A 16,703-nucleotide genomic window follows, 5' to 3' on the forward strand; every position below is an offset into this window, starting at 1 on the left:
CCCCGTTGCCGCGAGCTGCCGCGCGAAATTCAAATGCAGGAAAAGACCAAGATTTTACCAGATGCGGCACTCGCCCGTGTCGATTGCGCCGAACTTCCCCAACCGGCGAGAACGTGGAATCATGCGAAGAAGTGGCTCGTTCGCCACAAATTAGAGGAAGTTGCCTTGCCGATGCCGACCAAACGCGACGTCACTCCCGAAGATTGCGGCACCTCCCCATCGGGCGGGGTGCAGCCTTTGAGCGCCCCGCTCGGACCTTGGGCCAGCTATGCGTTCGCCGGACGCACGGTCTTCGCCACGACGACGCCTCATCAGCGCATCGAAGTCGTCGATCTCCCGGCGCTCGGCCCGCTCGGGCGCGCCTATCGGCTCGACGGCCGCTTCATGGCGTCGCTCGCCGACGCCCACATCTGCCACGAACTCATGGTGCATCCGCTGCTGCTCGCACACGGCGCGGTGCAACGCGTGCTGATCCTGGGCGGCGGCGACGGCGGCTCGGCCCGCGAGGCGCTGCGTCACCCCGGCGTGCGCGAAGTCGTGGTCGCCGAGCTCGATGCGCAAGTCCCCGCCACGATCCTGCAATACCTGCCGGCCATGGCCGACGGGGCGTTCGACGATCCGCGCACCACGCTCGTGATCGGCGACGCGCGCGATCTGGTCGACGCAGCGCTTTGCCGCAAAGAGCGCTTCGACGCCGTCGTCTTCGACCTCACGGAGGCCGACGGCAACGCCGCCGCGCTGCACGAGGCGCCGTTCTTCGCCAGGATTCGCCAACTGCTCGGGCCGGGTGGTGGCGTTGCGCTGCAACTGGGCTCGCCTTGGTTCCAGCGCGATCAGGTGCGGCGCGTACTCGGCGCGCTTCGCGGCGTGTTTCGGCATGTCCGCCCGGCCACCGCCTACGTGCCGCTCTACGGCACGCAATGGGCGCTGGCATACGCGAGCGACGCCTTCGACGTGCGCACTGCCCTCCACGCCGCCCCCCACACCGCCCCGTCCGCGCCCGGGCCGGTCGCGCGTGAGTCACACCATCTACGCTACTTACGCCACTACGCCCCTCACCGGCATGCCGCGCTGTTCGACATCGCGCCCGAACTGGCCAACATTCTCGGCGAAGCGCGCACGGGGAATGCGCCGGAGACCACACGATGAGGCACGATGACACGTGGCGGATGAAGCGTTCACGCGTTCCTTGTATATTGAGGACAAGTCATGACCGTCGGCCTGCGAACGTCCGCCCGCCGCAGGACGTTGAGAGCCGCCCGACCGGCTCGCCGGGCTGACGGACCCACCGGAGCCGAGCCATGTCCGATCCCCGCCCCTCCCATGTGCCGTGGTTGACACCGTACCTGACCGTGCGCGACGCCAAAGCGGCGGCAGCGTTCTACGAACAGGCCTTCGGCTTCACCGTCCACGACATGGTGGACGACGACGGTGCCGTCATGCACGTCGAAATGTACTATCAAGGCCAGTTGATCCTCATGTTTGCTCCCGAGGGAGCGTTCGGCAGTACGGCACGCTCGCCGCGCTCCTCCGGCGTGGAAGCCCCCCAGAGCTTTTACGTCTACACGGAGGATGTCGACGCGCTCTACGCGCGCGCGACGGCAGCCGGTGCAAAAGGCGTCATGCCGCCAAGCGATCAATTCTGGGGAGACCGGTTCTGTCAGTTGGAAGACATTGACGGCTATCGCTGGGGCTTTGCACGCCCGACGACCTCGCGGTAGCGGACCGACGCCCGCGCGCTTTCGAACGCCCGCGAGCGCGTGAGCGGCGCATCTCGTGCGGCGCGCTGCGGTATGCTTCTGTTCCCGGCACCGACCCCGGTTACTGTTTTCGCTCAGCGTTCCCAAGCTTCCATGCCACGTTTTTTCATCGACGCGCCGCTGCACGCGGGCGCGCTGCTCGATCTTCCCGAAGCCGTCGTCCGGCACATACAGGTCCTGCGCCTGAAAGCGGGCGACACGCTCACGCTCTTCAACGGCGCGGGCGGCGAATTTCCCGCCGTGCTCGTGAGCCTGGACAAACGCCACGCCGCGGCGCAGCTTGGCGAGCATGATCCGCGCGAGGCGGAAACGCCTTATCGGATCACGCTGGCGCAGGCAATCGCAGGCGGCGACAAGATGGACTGGCTCATCGAGAAGGCGATCGAACTGGGTGTCGCCGACATTCAACCGCTTGCCACGGAGCGGTCGGTCATCCGGCTCGAAGGCGAGAGAGCGGCGAAACGCGTGGCCCATTGGCAGGCGTTGGCACAGGCCGCGTGCGAACAATGCGGCCGAAATCGTGTCCCGCGCATCCTGCCGATCCGCCCCATCGCCACCTGGTTGCGCGACCAGGATGCGATTACGAGTTACGCATGGCGTGTGCTATTGTCACCTAGAGCAGACGGCGGCTTCGATACGCTGCCGCCGCAAGCGCCGTCGCAGCCGGGCGTTCTGCTCTTCGGCCCGGAGGGCGGGCTGGCGCCTCAGGAAGAGGCCTTCGCTCGGGAGGCCGGGTTTACGGCCATCCGTCTGGGCGAGCGTATCTTGCGGACGGAAACGGCCGGCATGGCGGTACTCGCTGCATTGGCCGCGCGCTGGGGTGGTTGGTAAGCACGGATGATTCAAGAAAACGGCTTCACAAGCCTAAAGGAGTAATCGTCATGGGTATCCTCGATTCCATTCTCGGCGGCGCCGTCGGCAACCCGGCAGGCGAGAACAGCGGCGGTGGCAATACGAAAATGTTGCTGCTGATGGGCTTGCTGGCGATGATCGCCAGCCGTTCGGGCAGCCCTCAGGGGCAGGACGGCGAAGGTGGCGGACTGCTCGGCTCGTTGGGCGGCGCACTCGGCGCAATGCTGGGTGGCGGCGCGGCTGGCGGTGGCGCCGGCGGCCTCGGCAGCCTTCTGGGCGGCTTGCTCGGCGGCGCGCAGACCCCGCAGGCGGGTGCGGGCGCGCCGGCGACCTCGCCCGGCGACTTGATCGGCGCCCTCGGTGGTCTTGGCGGCCTGACGCAAGTGCTGGAGAGCGGGGGCTTGGGAGACGCGGTCCGCTCCTGGGTCGGTACGGGCGCGAATCAGGCGGTCTCGGCCGATCAGGTGGCGCAGGCGCTGGGCCCGGGCGGCCAATTGCAGCAACTGGCGAACACGGCCGGCGTCAGTCAGGAAGAGGCTGCGCAGCAGTTGTCGTCGCTCCTGCCGGAAGTCGTCAACCACCTCACACCGAATGGTGACATGCCGCAGGGACAGTTCGATCTCGCGAGCCTCGCTCAGCACTTCCTCGGCGGACGGCCCAGCGCATAAGTCCGTCCACCCCGGCCCTGAAACGGAAAAAGGTCCGCTTGGCGGACCTTTTTCTTGGTAACGGAATGCCGAGCCGAGCCCCGCAGCGGATAAGTCGAAGTGGACGGACTGAAGTGGACGACTGAAGGGGCGCGCACCCAAGTGAGCGCGGCGAATGCGCCGAATGCCACCAATGCGACCAATGCGGCGTCCGCCGCCTTCTCCCGCCAAACACTGTCAAACTACGTCGATCAAAGGCGAAAGGGCGCCGGGTGTCGCGCGCCCATACCTCGCCTTACGCGAATGAATAAAAGACGCGGAACGAGACGCGGCGCTCAGCCCAGAATTCCGCAGCGTCGCGAAACACATCCAACAGTGTCTCGCGGCCATCCTTGTCGAACTTCGTCACCACGGGCAATCCCTCGAGCACCACGACGAAGCCCGGCTGAGGGCCGCAGTGACTGACCAGATCGGTCAGGCAGTCGTGCAATGCATCGTAGTTCTTCCCGAAATGCTTGGGGAAGAGGAACGATGTCGCGATCGTCTCCAGCACCTCGGCCTTGCTCTGCGCCTGCGAACAATTGGCGTACAGGAAATGCTGCCCGAGTCGCTCGGCCTCTGCGGCCAACTCCGGCACGCGGAATGCGCGGATCGACTGCACGATATTCGGCCTGACGGTCTTGAAAAGACTCATATCTCCCTCTTCCGATAGGGCATGGCGGCGGCCAGCCCGCGCTACAGCATGCAGGCCCAGCACCTGCTTGAACAAGTTGCCCTCGCCCGCACCGAATGGATCTGCCATAAGATCTTTCCCGCGTTCCTGTGCGAAAACCGGCTCACTCATACTGCTGTCATTCCCTTATGCGTCTAAAGCTGTTGTAGTGATCTTGGGTGTAGTAACACGGATCGACCACGCGTTGATCGCCGCCACAGACGATGCGCCTGGCGCCCCTGTTGCGGGCACCGGGAGTCGGCACCGTGTATTCATGGTAATAGCCGCGCGGCATTTTGGGCAGGCGCTTTTCGTAGTTCCCGAACACGATGCCATCCTTGGCATACGGGAACGGCCCGCCCTGGGCAATCAGCGTCAGCGTCCGCTGCGCTTCGCGGGGCAATTCGGCAACGGCAACCGTTGCCGTTGAATCTGCGACGAACGGCGCGGTTTCGCGCGCCATGACATTGCCCGCCAGAATGACACCGCTCGCCGCCGTCAGTGCCACGATGCCCCGGTGAAGCCAACGTGCCATGGTCATAGCTAGCCTGCCTGCCCGGCGATCTTGCGCTGCGGGCCCGTTCTGGTGGGTGAAGCCGTAAGGTTATCGCTATTGCTCGAGAGAATCAATGTCGGCTTACATTTTGCAACCAAACCACTCGGCAAATCCCAAGAAACACAAGGTTTTTATCAAAAGTAAGCACCCACATTGGCATATACGACGCCAAAATGCGCGTGGCCGGAACGACAAAACGCCGCCCATGCCAGGCGGCGTTTTGTCGTAACGCGCGGCCGCAATGTTTTGCCGCGGTGTCATGCCATGAACGGGCACAGAATGGCGGCGAACCGCCGCTGGAGGCTACCCGCTCAGACGAGCCCTTGTTGCGCTGCCGCATCGGCCACCACGAGCGCCGCCATGTTGATGATCCGGCGCACCGTGGCCGACTCGGTCAGGATATGCACGGGCTTGGCCGCGCCGAGCAGGATGGGGCCAATCGCAACGTTGTTGCCTGCCGCCGTCTTGAGCAGGTTGTAGGCGATATTCGCGGCATCGATGTTCGGCATTACCAGCAGGTTGGCCGCACCAGTGAGCGTCGAATCCGGCATGATGCGCGCGCGCAGTTCCGGATCGAGCGCGCAGTCGCCGTGCATTTCACCGTCGACCTCCAGTTCGGGCGCACGCTCCTGCAGAATCGCCAGCGTTTCACGCATCTTGCGTGCGCAATTCGCATCGCTCGTGCCGAAATTCGAGTGCGAGAGCAGCGCCACCTTCGGCTGAATGCCGAAACGGCGAATTTCCTCGGCTGCCATCAAGGTGATCTCGGCCAGATCTTCCGCGCTGGGATCCTGGTTGATGTGCGTATCGACGAGGAATATCTGGCGGTTCGGCAGGATCAGTGCGTTCATCGCACCATAGACGTGGCCGCCCGGGCGCTTGCCGATCACGCGATCGATGAAGTGCAGGTGGCGCCCCGGCGTGGAGACCGTGCCGCATATCAGGCCGTCCGCCTCGCCCTTGCGCACCAGCATCGCGGCGATCAGCGTCGTGCGGCGGCGCATTTCCACGCGCGCATACGACGCCGTCACGCCCTTGCGATTGGTCAATTGGTGATACGTCTCCCAGTAATCACGGTAGCGCTCGTCGTGTTCGGGGTTGACGATGGTGAAGTCGACGCCCGGCGTGAGGCGCAGGCCGTACTGCTGAATGCGGTGTTCGATGACGGCGGGGCGGCCGACCAGAATCGGCGTGGCAACGCGCTCGTCCACCAGCACTTGCACCGCGCGCAGCACGCGCTCCTCCTCACCCTCGGCAAACGCAATGCGTTTCTTGTCGGCGGGCACGCTGCGTGCGACCGAGAACAGCGGCTTCATCAGGCTGCCACTGTGATACACGAACTGCTGCAGCGACTGCGAGTAGGCGTCGACGTCCGCAAGTGGACGCGTGGCCACGCCGGCGGCCATCGCGGCTTCGGCCACCGCCGTCGCGACCTTGACCAGCAGACGCGGATCGAACGGCTTGGGAATCAGGTATTCCGGGCCGAACGACAGATTCTTGATGCCATACGCCGATGCAACGATGTCGCTCTGTTCCTGACGCGCCAACTCCGCCAGTGCATTGACGGCGGCGATTTCCATCGAGCGCGTGATGGTCGTGGCGCCGACGTCAATCGCGCCACGGAAAATGAACGGAAAGCACAGGACGTTGTTGACCTGATTCGGATAGTCGGTGCGGCCGGTCGCCATCACGCAATCGGGACGGACTTCCTTCGCCAGTTCCGGCGTGATTTCCGGATTCGGATTGGCCAGCGCGAAAATCAGCGGCTTGTCGGCCATGGCCTTGACCATTTCGGGCTTGAGCACGCCGGCCGCCGACAGACCAAGGAAGATGTCGGCGCCGCCGATCACTTCGGCCAGGCCGCGTGCTTCAGTCTTTTGCGCGAAGCGGATTTTCTCCGGGTCCATCAATTCGGTGCGGCCTTCGTACACTACGCCGGCGAGGTCCGTCACCCAGATGTTCTCGATGGGCAGCCCCATGTCCACCAGCAGGTCCAGACAGGCGAGCGCTGCCGCGCCGGCGCCGGACGCCACCAGCTTCACCGAGCGCAGATCCTTGCCCACGACCTTCAGACCGTTGATGAGCGCTGCGGCGACCACGATGGCCGTGCCGTGCTGATCGTCATGGAAGACCGGAATCTTCATGCGCTCGCGCAGCTTGCGCTCGACGATGAAGCACTCGGGCGCCTTGATGTCTTCAAGGTTGATCGCGCCGAAGGTCGGCTCGAGCGCCGCGATGATGTCGACCAGTTTCTCCGGGTCTTTCTCGTCGATCTCGATATCGAACACGTCGATATTGGCGAATTTCTTGAAGAGCACGCCCTTGCCTTCCATCACCGGCTTCGAGGCGAGCGGACCGATGTCGCCGAGGCCCAGCACCGCCGTGCCGTTCGAAATCACGCCCACCAGATTGCCGCGCGCCGTGTAGCGCGACGCGTTGAGCGGATCGACGACGATCTCCTCGCATGCGGCCGCGACGCCCGGCGAATACGCCAACGCCAGATCGCGCTGGTTGAGCAACTGCTTCGTCGGCGCGATGGCGATTTTGCCTGGCGTGGGGAATTCGTGATATTCGAGCGCAGCTTCGCGCAGTTTCGGATCGATCGGCGTGGGCATGTAGGAAAGCTCTTGGCGAACAGAATTGTCAAAATTTCAGTGCGAATTGTAGCCCCATTTATTCACGCCATTTATGCAAAAAACGGATAAGGGCTGCACCCGCTGCGTGCCGATAGTCGCCAAAAAGCCTCGCAAATTCAACGCTGCAACGCACCATCGAGCCATTTTTCGGACGGGTGGCCGTCCACGACTCAGGTGTTGTCCGAGCGCCCGCTAATCCGTCGTCCGATTTCGCCGTGCGCCGCGGCGTCTCGCTTGGGCAAAGCGCTGCCGGCTCTTAGAATAGGGCTTCACGCTGCACGACACTGCAGCCCTTTCATCCCATGCCGGCGGCGGCCCCAACGTTGCACCAGTTTCGTGCATCGATGCGCCCGGGCCGGCGACCGAGCCGTCGCTCATGATCATGTCTTGCGTGCCGCCTTCTGCGTCTCCTTCCGCGTCTCCTTCCGCGTCGTCTTCGCCGCTCTCCGAGTTCTCGTTGATCGATCGCTTCTTCGCCCATGCCACGCAGCCGGGCGAGCACGTGGCGCTCGGCATCGGCGACGACTGTGCGCTGTTGCGGCCGAGCGCCGGCGAGCAGCTCGCAATTTCCACCGACATGCTCGTGGAAGGACGGCATTTCTTTCCCGATGCCGACCCGCGTGCGCTGGGCCACAAGACGCTTGCCGTCAATCTGTCGGATCTGGCGGCAATGGGCGCAAAGCCGATCGGGTTCACGCTGGCGCTGGCGCTGCCCGAGAGTGATCCGGCGTGGCTCGCTCCATTCGCCGAAGGACTGGCAGCGTTGGCCGATCGCCACGCGTGCCCGCTCGTTGGCGGCGACACCACGCGCGGCCCGCGCAACCTTTGCGTGACGGTCTTCGGCAGCGTGCCCGCCGAGCATGCGCTGCGGCGCGACGCGGCGCGGCCCGGCGACGACATCTGGGTTTCCGGCGATCTCGGCGATGCGCGGCTCGCACTCGGCGCGATGCGAGGCGAATGGTCACTCGCGCACGACGATCTTGCACGGGCGCGACGCGCGATGGACCTTCCGGAGCCGCAAGTCACGCTGGGCCTTGCGCTGCGCGGCGTAGCGCGCGCCGCGCTCGACATCTCGGATGGATTGCTGGGCGATCTCGGACACATCCTGGCGCGCTCCGACGTGAGCGCGCGAGTGAATGTCGACGCCCTGCCGCGCTCGGCGTTGCTCGCGAAGCAAGCGCCGGCGATCCAGCGACTTTGCACGCTGGCGGGAGGCGACGACTACCAACTGTGCTTCTGCGCGGACAGCGGGCAACGCGCCCGTATCGAGGCGATCGGCGATGAACTCGGCCTGCGCATCACGCGTATCGGTACAATATCGGTTCCCGACGCCCGCCAGCAGAGACTGCAACTTCATGACAATACCGGCGCGAGCGTCGCTGCCGACTTCAAAAGTTTCGACCATTTCCAATGAGCACTGATCAACCGGCCGCCGTCAATCCAGGCAGCGGCCCGCGCCGGCCGACCTCGCGATTCCTGCTGTCGCACCCCGCACATCTGTTTTCCCTCGGCTTCGGCACGGGTCTGTCGTCATTCGCCCCGGGCACCGTGGGCACGTTTTTCGGCTGGGCGTCCTATCTGGTGCTCAACCTGTATCTGACCGTCACCGGCTGGGGTGTGCTGATCGCGGCATCCATCGTCGGCGGCATCTGGATGTGCGGCTACACCGCGCGCAAGCTCGGTACGCAAGACCCCAGTGCGGTGGTCTGGGACGAGATCGTCGCCTTCTGGATCGTGCTGCTGTTGATTACGCCAGCGAGCTTCGTCGGTCAATTGGTGGCGTTCGTGCTGTTCCGCTTCTTCGACGCCGTAAAGCCGCCGCCGGTCCGCTACTTTGACCGTACCGTCAAGGGCGGGCTGGGCATCATGCTCGATGATCTCGTCGCGGCGTTCTGCACGTTGCTCGTGATCGCGCTGTGGCGCTCCATCTGATCTTTTTCAAGGCGTCGTCCCGTGGTCTCCGAACAAAATCTCCTTGCCCAACTCGCGGTGAAGGTCGGCAATCGTCTGCGCGACGAGCGGTTAATGCTTGCAAGCGCCGAGTCGTGCACCGGCGGCCTGGTCGCCGCCGCGATCACGGATATTTCGGGCAGCAGCAACTGGTTCGAGCGCGGCTTCGTGACGTACTCGAATCAAGCCAAGACGGAAATGATCGGCGTGCCGCCGGAGCTGATCGACAGGCATGGCGCGGTAAGCGAGCCTGTCGCGCGCGCCATGGCCGAGGGGGCGCTGCTCAACAGCCGTGCGCAGATTTCGGTGTCGATCACGGGCGTGGCCGGGCCGGGCGGCGGGACTGCCGACAAGCCGGTGGGAATGGTGTGCTTCGCATGGAGCAATCGCCTGAGCACGATCGTCGAGACGAAGCACTTCAAGGGCGATCGCACACAGGTGCGCAGCCAGGCCGCGCAGCACGCGCTGCGGGGCATTCTCGAGCTGCTGGACAAAGCGGAAAGCTGAGAGGCGACGAAGCGCTGCGCCGCGAGTCGGTGCAAGCGGTCGGCAAGGCGCCGGCCCAGCGAAACGGGCGGCGGCGTCTCGGGACCGAGCCTCAACGATAAGCGTTAATGCTATCCCGCGTGTTCTGCGCCGCCGCGGCGGCGGCCGCGGCAAACCGCTCGTCGCGGCCGGCATAAATGATGGCGCGCGACGAGTTGATCATCATGCCCGTGCCGTTGCCGGTGCGCCCGGCCTTCACCGTCGCTTCGACGTCGCCGCCCTGGGCGCCCACGCCCGGAATCAGCAGCGGCATGTCGCCGACGATGCCGCGCACCGCAGCAATTTCCGCGGGGAACGTCGCACCGACCACGAGACCGATCTGGCCGTTGGTGTTCCAAGGCCCGGAGGCGAGACGCGCGACCGTCTGGTACAGCGGCTTGCCGTCGACATCGAGGAACTGCAGATCGCTGCCGCCGGGATTCGACGTGCGGCACAGCACGATCACGCCCTTGTCGGGATAGGCCAGATACGGCTCCAGCGAATCGAAGCCCATGTACGGGTTCACCGTTACGGCGTCGGCGCGATAGCGCTCGAACGCCTCCCTCGCATATTGTTCGGCCGTGCTGCCGATGTCGCCGCGCTTGGCGTCCAGAATCACCGGCAGCCCCGGGTGGTCGGCGTGGATATGCGCAATCAGGCGCTCGAGCTGCGCTTCGGCGCGATGTGCCGCGAAGTACGCGATCTGCGGCTTGAACGCGCATGCATACGGCGCGGTCGCGTCGACGATCTGGCGGCAGAACTCGAAGATCGCATCCGGCTGGCCTTGCAGATGGGCGGGAATGCGCGACGGCTCGGGATCGAGACCCACGCAGAGCAGCGAGTTGTTGTGTGCCCAGGCGGCGTTGAGAGCTTCGATGAATGTCATGGCGGTGTTCCAGCGGGTTGCGCGGCGGTGGTCCGACGCGGCGTGATTCGGGCGGGCGCAATCCCGCAAGGCCGCCATTTTACCTGCTCGGCGGGCCCGCCCCGCCGGCGCGGCGCGCATGCCGCGCCGATGTCCCCGCGGCCCTCCGACAGCCGCCGACAACACCTGCCGGGAACAAGCCGCCGCGTCGCGCTCAGTCGAGCCAGCCGCGATGCCGGAAATACAGGAACGGCGCGATGGCCGAGAGAATCATCAGCCCGATCGCGAACGGATAGCCCGCCTCCCAGCGCAACTCCGGCATCATCTGGAAGTTCATGCCGTAAATGCTCGCGATGAGCGTCGGCGGCAGAAACGCCACGGCTGCCACCGAGAATATCTTGATGATCTTGTTCTGGTTGATGTTGATGAAGCCGATGGTCGCGTCCATCAGGAAGTTGATCTTGTCGAACAGGTACGCCGTGTGATTGTCCAGCGACTCGATGTCGCGCAGGATCTGCTTGCCTTCCTGATACTGCTCGTCCTTGAGCATGCGCGCGCGCATGAGAAACGACACGGCGCGACGCGTGTCCATCACGTTGCGCCGGATGCGCCCGTTCAGGTCCTCCTCCGCCGCAATGCTCTCGAGCGCCTTGGCGGCGTCCGCGTCAGTGAGGTTCTTGCCGAGCACGCGCTTGCTCACTTCCTCCAGCGCCGCGTAGACGCCCTCGAGCGCGTCGGCCGAGTATTCGGCATCGGTCGAGTAAAGATCGAGCAGCACGTCCATCGCATCGCGCACCGAGCCCGGACGGATACGCGCGCGCATGCGCACCAGGCGGAACACCGGCAGGTCTTCGTCGTGAATGGAGATCAGCAGATCCTTGAGCACCACGAACGCAACCGGCACGTTGCGCGATTGTTCCTCGTCGTCGAGCAGAAAATCGGTGCGGATGTGCAACACGCCGCTATCGTCTTCGTAATAGCGCGCCGAGGCCTCGATGTCGGTCACTTCGTCGCGCGACGGCAGTTTGACCCCGTAGGCCTCCTCGACCCAACGTCGCTCTTCCTCCGATTCGCTGTGCAAATCGACCCAGACCGGTGACACGCTGGTCAGGTCGCTGGGTTGGTCGCAAGTCACCTGTTGCAGGCGGCCATGATGGATGACGAAGGCATTGATCAAACGAGGTTCTCCCAGCTACGCGGCGACGCCAAGTGTAGCAGCCGCGCCACAGTGACGCCAATGGCGGCATATCGTATCGCCACGGGGCACGCGCCGCGCCGCATTTCGCCGTTTGTCGGCGGCAGCCCGACATTCACGTGGGACCGACGCTGGCGTCACGCAGGAGCATGGCCAATTTCGACGGATTCGGGCGCATCGACGGCGAGCGGTGGCGGGCGGTGGCGAGCGGTGGCGGGCGATGGCGGGCGATGGCGAGCGGTGGCAAGTTGCGCAGAACCAATCTACGCGCTTTGCGTCAACTCTGTTATCGCCGCCGTCAGGCATCCATCCCCTGGGAGACATTCAAATGACAGAAGTGACGACCCCGCTCGCGTCCTTCGACGCCGCGATGGGATTCCTCGCCGCCAATGCCGTGCACTACGGGCTCTCGTTCGTGCAAGCCGTGCTGATTCTGTTGATCGGTTTCTGGATCGCGTCGCGTCTGGCGCGCATGGTGCGCGGAGCGCTCGGCCGCTCGCCGCACTTCGACGCCACGCTCAAGCCGCTGATCGAGTCGGTCGTGCTGTGGGCCGTGCGCGGCATCACGGTCATTGCGGTACTCGCGCAGTTCGGCGTGCAAACGGCCAGCATCATCGCCGTATTGGGTGCTGCCGGGCTGGCCATCGGCCTCGCGCTGCAGGGCACGCTGCAGAACATCGCGGCCGGCACGATGCTGCTGGTGCTGCGTCCTTTTCGCAACGGCGACTACATCACGGCCGGTTCGTCGGTGGCGGGCACCGTGGAAGAGATCGGCCTGTTCACGACCACGCTGACCAACGCCGACGGCATCTACGTTTGCGTGCCGAACAACCAGATCTGGGGCCAGCCGATCACGAACTTCAGCCGCAATGCCACGCGTCGCATGGAAATTACCGTGGGCGTGTCGCTCGACGACGATCTCGACGCCGCCATGGACGCCTTGCGCGCGCACGTCGGCGGCGACAAGCGCGTGCTCGACAAGCCGGCGCCGGAAGTCATGGTCAAGCAGGTGAGCGACAGCGCCGTGATCGTGAACGTGCGCGTGTGGTCGCTGCTGGAGAACTACTGGAGCCTGTACTGGGACTTGCAGCGCAGCGTGAAGGAAACCGTCGAAGGCGTGGGCTGCTCGTTGCCGTACCCCACGCGCACCGTCGTCCACGTGCCATCGCAGCCGGCGCCAGACGTTTCCCAGCGCCACTGAACGTCCCCGCGCTCATGCGAGCCACGCGCACCATGCGCAGCCCCGTCGGCTATTGCGGCAATTCGGCCGCACCCATGCGCCGCGCGATGACACCCGCGCGTTGCGACAGATAGGGCGAATTGCGGTGCGTATCGAAGTAGCGCGGACGCGGCAGCATCACCGCCAGACGCGCCGCCTGCCACGGCGAGAGCTTCGAGGCGGGAATGCCGTAGTAATAGCGCGCTGCGGCTTGCGCGCCAAAGACCCCCTCGCCCCATTCGACCGAGTTCAGATAGATCTCGAAGATCCGCTGCTTGTCCATCCAGAATTCGAGCATCCAGGTAATGCTCAACTCCTCGGCCTTGCGCAGATAGCTTTTCTCGCTGGAGAGAAAGAGGTTCTTGGCGAGTTGTTGCGAGATGGTCGAGCCGCCCGCGACGATGCGCCCTCTCTTCTGATTCTTCTCCCACGCGCCGAGCATCGCGTCGATCTCGTAGCCGTCGTGATTGACGAAGTTCGCGTCCTCGCTGGCGATGATCGCGCGTTTGAGGTTGCGCGAAATCTGATCGTAAGGCACCCATTCGTGCCTGAGCACCGCCCCCGGGTCCGACTCGCGCAGGCGCGCTTGCGCGGCGCGCATGAACGCCGTGGAGTCCGGATTGAAGCGCACCCACCAACCGATCTGGAGGAAGTAGTAGAGCTGGGTCGCGAGCACGCCCACGACCAGCAGCGTCAGCACGTAGGCGGTCCAATGCCACGGCCCCCAGCGGCGTTTGCGAGACGTGCGGGAGGTCCGGCCGGCACGGGAAACGCGGCGCGTCGCAGCCATCGCCGTGCGTCAGCCTTTGCCGGTAAGCCGCGCACGCAGGGCTGCGCGCACGGCGCCGGTGGACGGCCGCACGCCGCGCCACAGGGCAAACGCTTCGGCGGCCTGCTCCACCAGCATGCCGAGCCCGTCCGCGGTGCGCGCCGCGCCGGCCGACAGGGCGTGCGTCATGAAGACCGTCGGCTGCGCGCCGTACATCATGTCGTAAGCGAGCGCCCCCGCGGCGTAGACGCCTGCCGGCAGCGGCGGCACGTCGCCCTGCAAACTGCCCGCCGTGGCGTTGATGACGACGTCGAACCCCGCCGGCACCGCCTCCCATCCCCCTCCCGCGAGCGAGACACCCTGGCGCGCCGCTGCATCGCGAAAGCGCGCGACCAGTTCGTCGGCACGCGCTCCCGTGCGGTTGGCGACGAAGAGCGCCGCCGGGCGCGCCTCGATCAAGGGGAGCATCGCGCCGCGTGAAGCGCCGCCCGCGCCCAGCAGCAGCACGCGGCGACCGCTCAGCGATACGCCCAGCGGCCCCTCGATGTCGCGCACGAGACCGACACCGTCGGTGTTGTCGCCGGTCACGCCCTGCGCGTCGAACACCAGCGTATTGACGGCGCCGGCGGCCTGCGCACGCTCGGTCAGGCGATCGGCCAGCGCATGCGCCTCGAGCTTGAACGGCACGGTGACATTCGCGCCCCGTGCGCCATGGGCGATGAAGTCGCGCACCGTGGCGGCGAACGCGTCGAGCGGTGCGAGCAGTCGTTCGTAGGTCAGATGCTGCCCCGTCTCGCGCGCAAACTCGGCATGGATGAACGGCGACTGGCTATGCTCGACCGGATGGCCGATTACGGCATAGCGATCGGCGGGCGATTTCCCGACAGGCGTTTGGTTTGTCATCGTCGTCAAAGACGCGGCGCCTGGCTTTCGCTCAGGCGCCGCGTTCGGATGTGTCTCAAATCGTCCGGCGTCGACGACAGCGCTTCGGGGCGCCCGCGCGCCGGGCCGGTATTTCCCGGGCGTCGATCACCAGAAGATCCACAGCGCAATGCCGCCGAACAACGCCCACTTCACCGCATAGTACACGTAGCGGTTCCACGCCTTGAGGCGTTTGCCGACGATGCGGATCGAATAAATATACTTGAACGCCTTGTTCAGTCCACCGGTGCGATCGCCGGCATCGTTCGGCGAGGCGGCCGCTCCCACGAGGTGACGGCCGACCCAATGGTTCACCGCCTGCGTCCAGCGATACTTCATCGGCCGCTCGACATCGCAGAACAGAATGATGCGGTTCTGGCCGCTCTGGTTTTCCGCGTAGTGGATGTACGTCTCGTCGAACACCACGCCTTCGCCGTCGCGCCAACTGTATCGCTGACCGTCGACGTCGATGTAGCAGCGATCGTCGTTCGGCGTCACCAGGCCGAGGTGATAGCGAAGCGATCCGGCGAACGGATCGCGGTGGCGCACGAGGCGGCTGCCGTGCGGCAATTCGGCGAACATTGCGGCCTTGATCGTCGGGATCTTGCTCACGAGTTCGGTCGTCACCGGGCACAGCTCGTAAGCGGACGGATGCGCGTCGTCATACCACTTCAGGTAGAAACGCTTCCAGCCGCTCTTGAAGAACGAGTTGAAGCCGACATCGTTATATTTGTCGGACGCCTTGATGCGACTCGCCTCGAGCAGCGCCACGGCTTCGGTGCGGATCGCCTCCCAGTTCTGCCGCAACGGCTCGAGTTCGGGGAAATTTTCCGTCTTCAGATACGGCGTCGTCGGCACACGCGAGAACGCATACATGAAAACGTTCAGCGGCGACAGAAACGTCGAGTGGTCGGACAGCTGGCGGAAAAATTTGTGACGAACCTTGCCGCGCAGATGGACATACAGCGCGCACGCGGCAATGATCGCCAGGACGATCCATTTCATGGCGAAGACTTTCCAGTTCGGGAAAACCCCGTAATTATAGAAATTTTTGGAAAGACTTACCGGCCAGCCCTTGCCCGGGCGCCGCGCATCGCTGGCCAACGGGCGTCAACGCCCCGGATCGAGCGCTATCGCGGCGATGTCGTGAGCGCGGCGCCCGACGTCGGCGAAGCGAGCGTCTCGGCCTGCACGCCCTGCCGCGTGAAAGTCATGCGCGTGACGATTTCGAGGATGTCGTAGCGCTGCTTCATTTCGGGGGAGAAGTCCCCGAACGGCGCACTCGCCTGCACGATGGCCACCGCGCGGCGATCGAGGTCCCGGTTGCCGGAGCTGCGCGTCACCTCCACGCCGGCAACGTTCCAGCCGTCCTTGTGATACCCGAGGCCGCCGCGCTGATTGACGTTGAGCGTGACGATGAGCTCGCCGTAAAGGCGCTCGTTGCCCACCTGCGGGAAATGCTCGGTGCCGTAGCGCTCGACGCGATGGCGCAGGGTGTCGAAGTACCGGGCATACGCGACTTCACGGGTGTTGGCCGTGACCTGACCGCGTTTCGGACGGGTCTGATAGGCGCGCAACTGCTTGTCGATTTCGGCCTGCAATCGCGCGATTTGCTGATCGACGTTCTCGTCATCCGCGCCGTGTCCCCGCTGCGCGACATCGGTACGGTTGCGCTGCGCTTGCGGCGCGGCTGCGTACTGGCTGCGCAACTGCGCGAGCAGCTTCTCCTGCATCGCCTCGAGATCGCTGACGTTGCGCTGCATCTGCGCGATCGGCGCACCGTCTCGCTGCACCTCGCGCGACGGCAATGGCGACGTGGCGCGTTCACCATCGTGCTCGCCGCCACCGATGAGATTGGCCTGCGCGAGCGCCGTGGGCTTGTCGGGGGCCCGGGCGGACTTGGCGTTGACGAGCACGACTTCGAGCGGCGTGTCCGCGCTGTGCAGACGGAAGCGGTCGGGCGCGACAAAATGCACGGCCAGCGCGAGCAGATGAACGACGGCCGAAAGTAGCAGCCCGGTCCCGAGCGGATGCTCGCGCATGAACTGCCAGCCGCGGCGTCGCGCCGCGGCCGTCGTACCGGAGGCCAATGCGGG

Annotated in this window: 17 protein-coding genes; 8 read left to right on the forward strand and 9 right to left on the reverse strand. The window is 65.1% G+C overall.

Features of this window, described 5'->3' with window-relative positions; genetic code table 11:
- Window positions 1-171 precede the first annotated feature (171 nt).
- The 4 genes from CDN36_RS11095 (at window position 172) to CDN36_RS11110 (ending at window position 3,280) form a co-directional block, all read left to right on the forward strand.
- On the forward strand, window positions 172-1,149 hold the full coding sequence (locus CDN36_RS11095; protein ID WP_287496743.1) for a spermine/spermidine synthase domain-containing protein: 978 nt from the start codon (window positions 172-174) through the stop codon (window positions 1,147-1,149).
- 152 nt (window positions 1,150-1,301) lie between these two features.
- Complete coding sequence (locus CDN36_RS11100) at window positions 1,302-1,721, forward strand: VOC family protein (protein WP_150554803.1); 420 nt, start codon at window positions 1,302-1,304, stop codon at window positions 1,719-1,721.
- 72 nt (window positions 1,722-1,793) lie between these two features.
- Window positions 1,794-2,591: a 16S rRNA (uracil(1498)-N(3))-methyltransferase gene (locus CDN36_RS11105; protein WP_287496744.1), complete on the forward strand. Its 798-nt coding sequence runs from the start codon at window positions 1,794-1,796 to the stop codon at window positions 2,589-2,591.
- A gap of 50 nt (window positions 2,592-2,641) precedes the next feature.
- Window positions 2,642-3,280 (forward strand): YidB family protein, encoded by a 639-nt coding sequence (locus CDN36_RS11110; protein WP_150554804.1) that lies wholly within the window; start codon window positions 2,642-2,644, stop codon window positions 3,278-3,280.
- Window positions 3,281-3,554: 274 nt separating this feature from the next.
- On the opposite strand, the gene CDN36_RS11115 is transcribed toward CDN36_RS11110, so the two are convergent.
- From CDN36_RS11115 to CDN36_RS11125, 3 genes are all read right to left on the reverse strand, one after another.
- Window positions 3,555-4,061, reverse strand: a complete 507-nt coding sequence (locus tag CDN36_RS11115) for a barstar family protein (RefSeq protein WP_370749881.1) — start codon at window positions 4,059-4,061, stop codon at window positions 3,555-3,557.
- Between the two features lie 49 nt (window positions 4,062-4,110).
- Window positions 4,111-4,512, reverse strand: a complete 402-nt coding sequence (locus CDN36_RS11120; RefSeq protein WP_370749883.1) for a guanyl-specific ribonuclease — start codon at window positions 4,510-4,512, stop codon at window positions 4,111-4,113.
- A 326-nt stretch (window positions 4,513-4,838) separates the two neighbouring features.
- A complete protein-coding gene (locus tag CDN36_RS11125; RefSeq protein ID WP_150554806.1) occupies window positions 4,839-7,142 on the reverse strand; it encodes an NADP-dependent malic enzyme in 2,304 nt (767 codons plus the stop codon).
- A 403-nt stretch (window positions 7,143-7,545) separates the two neighbouring features.
- On the opposite strand from CDN36_RS11125, the gene thiL reads away from it, so the two are divergent.
- The 3 genes from thiL to CDN36_RS11140 are packed head-to-tail and all read left to right on the forward strand — an operon-like array spanning window position 7,546 to window position 9,620.
- Window positions 7,546-8,577: a thiamine-phosphate kinase gene (gene thiL / locus CDN36_RS11130; RefSeq protein ID WP_287496772.1), complete on the forward strand. Its 1,032-nt coding sequence runs from the start codon at window positions 7,546-7,548 to the stop codon at window positions 8,575-8,577.
- A complete protein-coding gene (locus tag CDN36_RS11135; protein WP_150554807.1) occupies window positions 8,574-9,095 on the forward strand; it encodes a phosphatidylglycerophosphatase A family protein in 522 nt (173 codons plus the stop codon). Before thiL ends, CDN36_RS11135 begins: the two co-directional genes overlap by 4 nt.
- A gap of 21 nt (window positions 9,096-9,116) precedes the next feature.
- Window positions 9,117-9,620: a CinA family protein gene (locus tag CDN36_RS11140; protein WP_150554808.1), complete on the forward strand. Its 504-nt coding sequence runs from the start codon at window positions 9,117-9,119 to the stop codon at window positions 9,618-9,620.
- Between the two features lie 91 nt (window positions 9,621-9,711).
- Here the strand turns inward: CDN36_RS11140 and pyrF are convergent, their stop codons facing one another.
- The gene (gene pyrF / locus CDN36_RS11145; RefSeq protein WP_150554809.1) at window positions 9,712-10,524 is read right to left on the reverse strand and encodes an orotidine-5'-phosphate decarboxylase; all 813 of its coding nucleotides are present in this window, start codon (window positions 10,522-10,524) and stop codon (window positions 9,712-9,714) included.
- Between the two features lie 193 nt (window positions 10,525-10,717).
- On the reverse strand, window positions 10,718-11,680 hold the full coding sequence (gene corA, locus CDN36_RS11150) for a magnesium/cobalt transporter CorA (RefSeq protein ID WP_150554810.1): 963 nt from the start codon (window positions 11,678-11,680) through the stop codon (window positions 10,718-10,720).
- A gap of 346 nt (window positions 11,681-12,026) precedes the next feature.
- Here corA and CDN36_RS11155 point away from each other — a divergent pair, with 346 nt between their 5' ends.
- Entirely contained in the window at window positions 12,027-12,899 is an 873-nt protein-coding gene (locus CDN36_RS11155) for a mechanosensitive ion channel family protein (protein WP_150554811.1), read from the forward strand.
- A 49-nt stretch (window positions 12,900-12,948) separates the two neighbouring features.
- Here CDN36_RS11155 and mtgA read toward each other — a convergent pair whose 3' ends face one another.
- From mtgA to CDN36_RS11175, 4 genes are all read right to left on the reverse strand, one after another.
- Entirely contained in the window at window positions 12,949-13,707 is a 759-nt protein-coding gene (gene mtgA / locus CDN36_RS11160) for a monofunctional biosynthetic peptidoglycan transglycosylase (protein ID WP_287496745.1), read from the reverse strand.
- 9 nt (window positions 13,708-13,716) lie between these two features.
- Complete coding sequence (gene aroE / locus CDN36_RS11165) at window positions 13,717-14,589, reverse strand: shikimate dehydrogenase (RefSeq protein ID WP_287496746.1); 873 nt, start codon at window positions 14,587-14,589, stop codon at window positions 13,717-13,719.
- 126 nt (window positions 14,590-14,715) lie between these two features.
- Entirely contained in the window at window positions 14,716-15,612 is an 897-nt protein-coding gene (gene lpxO, locus CDN36_RS11170; protein ID WP_150554814.1) for a lipid A hydroxylase LpxO, read from the reverse strand.
- 125 nt (window positions 15,613-15,737) lie between these two features.
- Window positions 15,738-16,697 carry an energy transducer TonB family protein gene (locus tag CDN36_RS11175; protein ID WP_287496747.1) on the reverse strand — a complete coding sequence of 320 codons (960 nt, stop codon included), beginning with the start codon at window positions 16,695-16,697 and terminating at the stop codon, window positions 15,738-15,740.
- Window positions 16,698-16,703: the final 6 nt, after the last annotated feature.

The organism is Pandoraea sp. CB10b_02 (assembly GCF_002216225.1).
GTDB lineage: Bacteria > Pseudomonadota > Gammaproteobacteria > Burkholderiales > Burkholderiaceae > Pandoraea > Pandoraea nosoerga.

Bases quoted from the DNA above. Each gene is read 5' to 3' on its own strand.
- thiL (WP_287496772.1), top strand. From the start codon at position 7,546: ATGTCTTGCGTGCCGCCTTCTGCGTCTCCTTCCGCGTCTCCTTCCGCG.
- CDN36_RS11135 (WP_150554807.1), top strand. From the start codon at position 8,574: ATGAGCACTGATCAACCGGCCGCCGTCAATCCAGGCAGCGGCCCGCGC.
- CDN36_RS11115 (WP_370749881.1), bottom strand. From the start codon at position 4,061: ATGGCAGATCCATTCGGTGCGGGCGAGGGCAACTTGTTCAAGCAGGTG.
- lpxO (WP_150554814.1), bottom strand. From the start codon at position 15,612: ATGAAATGGATCGTCCTGGCGATCATTGCCGCGTGCGCGCTGTATGTC.
- CDN36_RS11100 (WP_150554803.1), top strand. From the start codon at position 1,302: ATGTCCGATCCCCGCCCCTCCCATGTGCCGTGGTTGACACCGTACCTG.
- pyrF (WP_150554809.1), bottom strand. From the start codon at position 10,524: ATGACATTCATCGAAGCTCTCAACGCCGCCTGGGCACACAACAACTCG.
- CDN36_RS11125 (WP_150554806.1), bottom strand. From the start codon at position 7,142: ATGCCCACGCCGATCGATCCGAAACTGCGCGAAGCTGCGCTCGAATAT.
- CDN36_RS11155 (WP_150554811.1), top strand. From the start codon at position 12,027: ATGACAGAAGTGACGACCCCGCTCGCGTCCTTCGACGCCGCGATGGGA.
- mtgA (WP_287496745.1), bottom strand. From the start codon at position 13,707: ATGGCTGCGACGCGCCGCGTTTCCCGTGCCGGCCGGACCTCCCGCACG.
- CDN36_RS11095 (WP_287496743.1), top strand. From the start codon at position 172: ATGCCGACCAAACGCGACGTCACTCCCGAAGATTGCGGCACCTCCCCA.
- CDN36_RS11105 (WP_287496744.1), top strand. From the start codon at position 1,794: ATGCTTCTGTTCCCGGCACCGACCCCGGTTACTGTTTTCGCTCAGCGT.
- CDN36_RS11110 (WP_150554804.1), top strand. From the start codon at position 2,642: ATGGGTATCCTCGATTCCATTCTCGGCGGCGCCGTCGGCAACCCGGCA.
- aroE (WP_287496746.1), bottom strand. From the start codon at position 14,589: ATGACAAACCAAACGCCTGTCGGGAAATCGCCCGCCGATCGCTATGCC.
- CDN36_RS11120 (WP_370749883.1), bottom strand. From the start codon at position 4,512: ATGACCATGGCACGTTGGCTTCACCGGGGCATCGTGGCACTGACGGCG.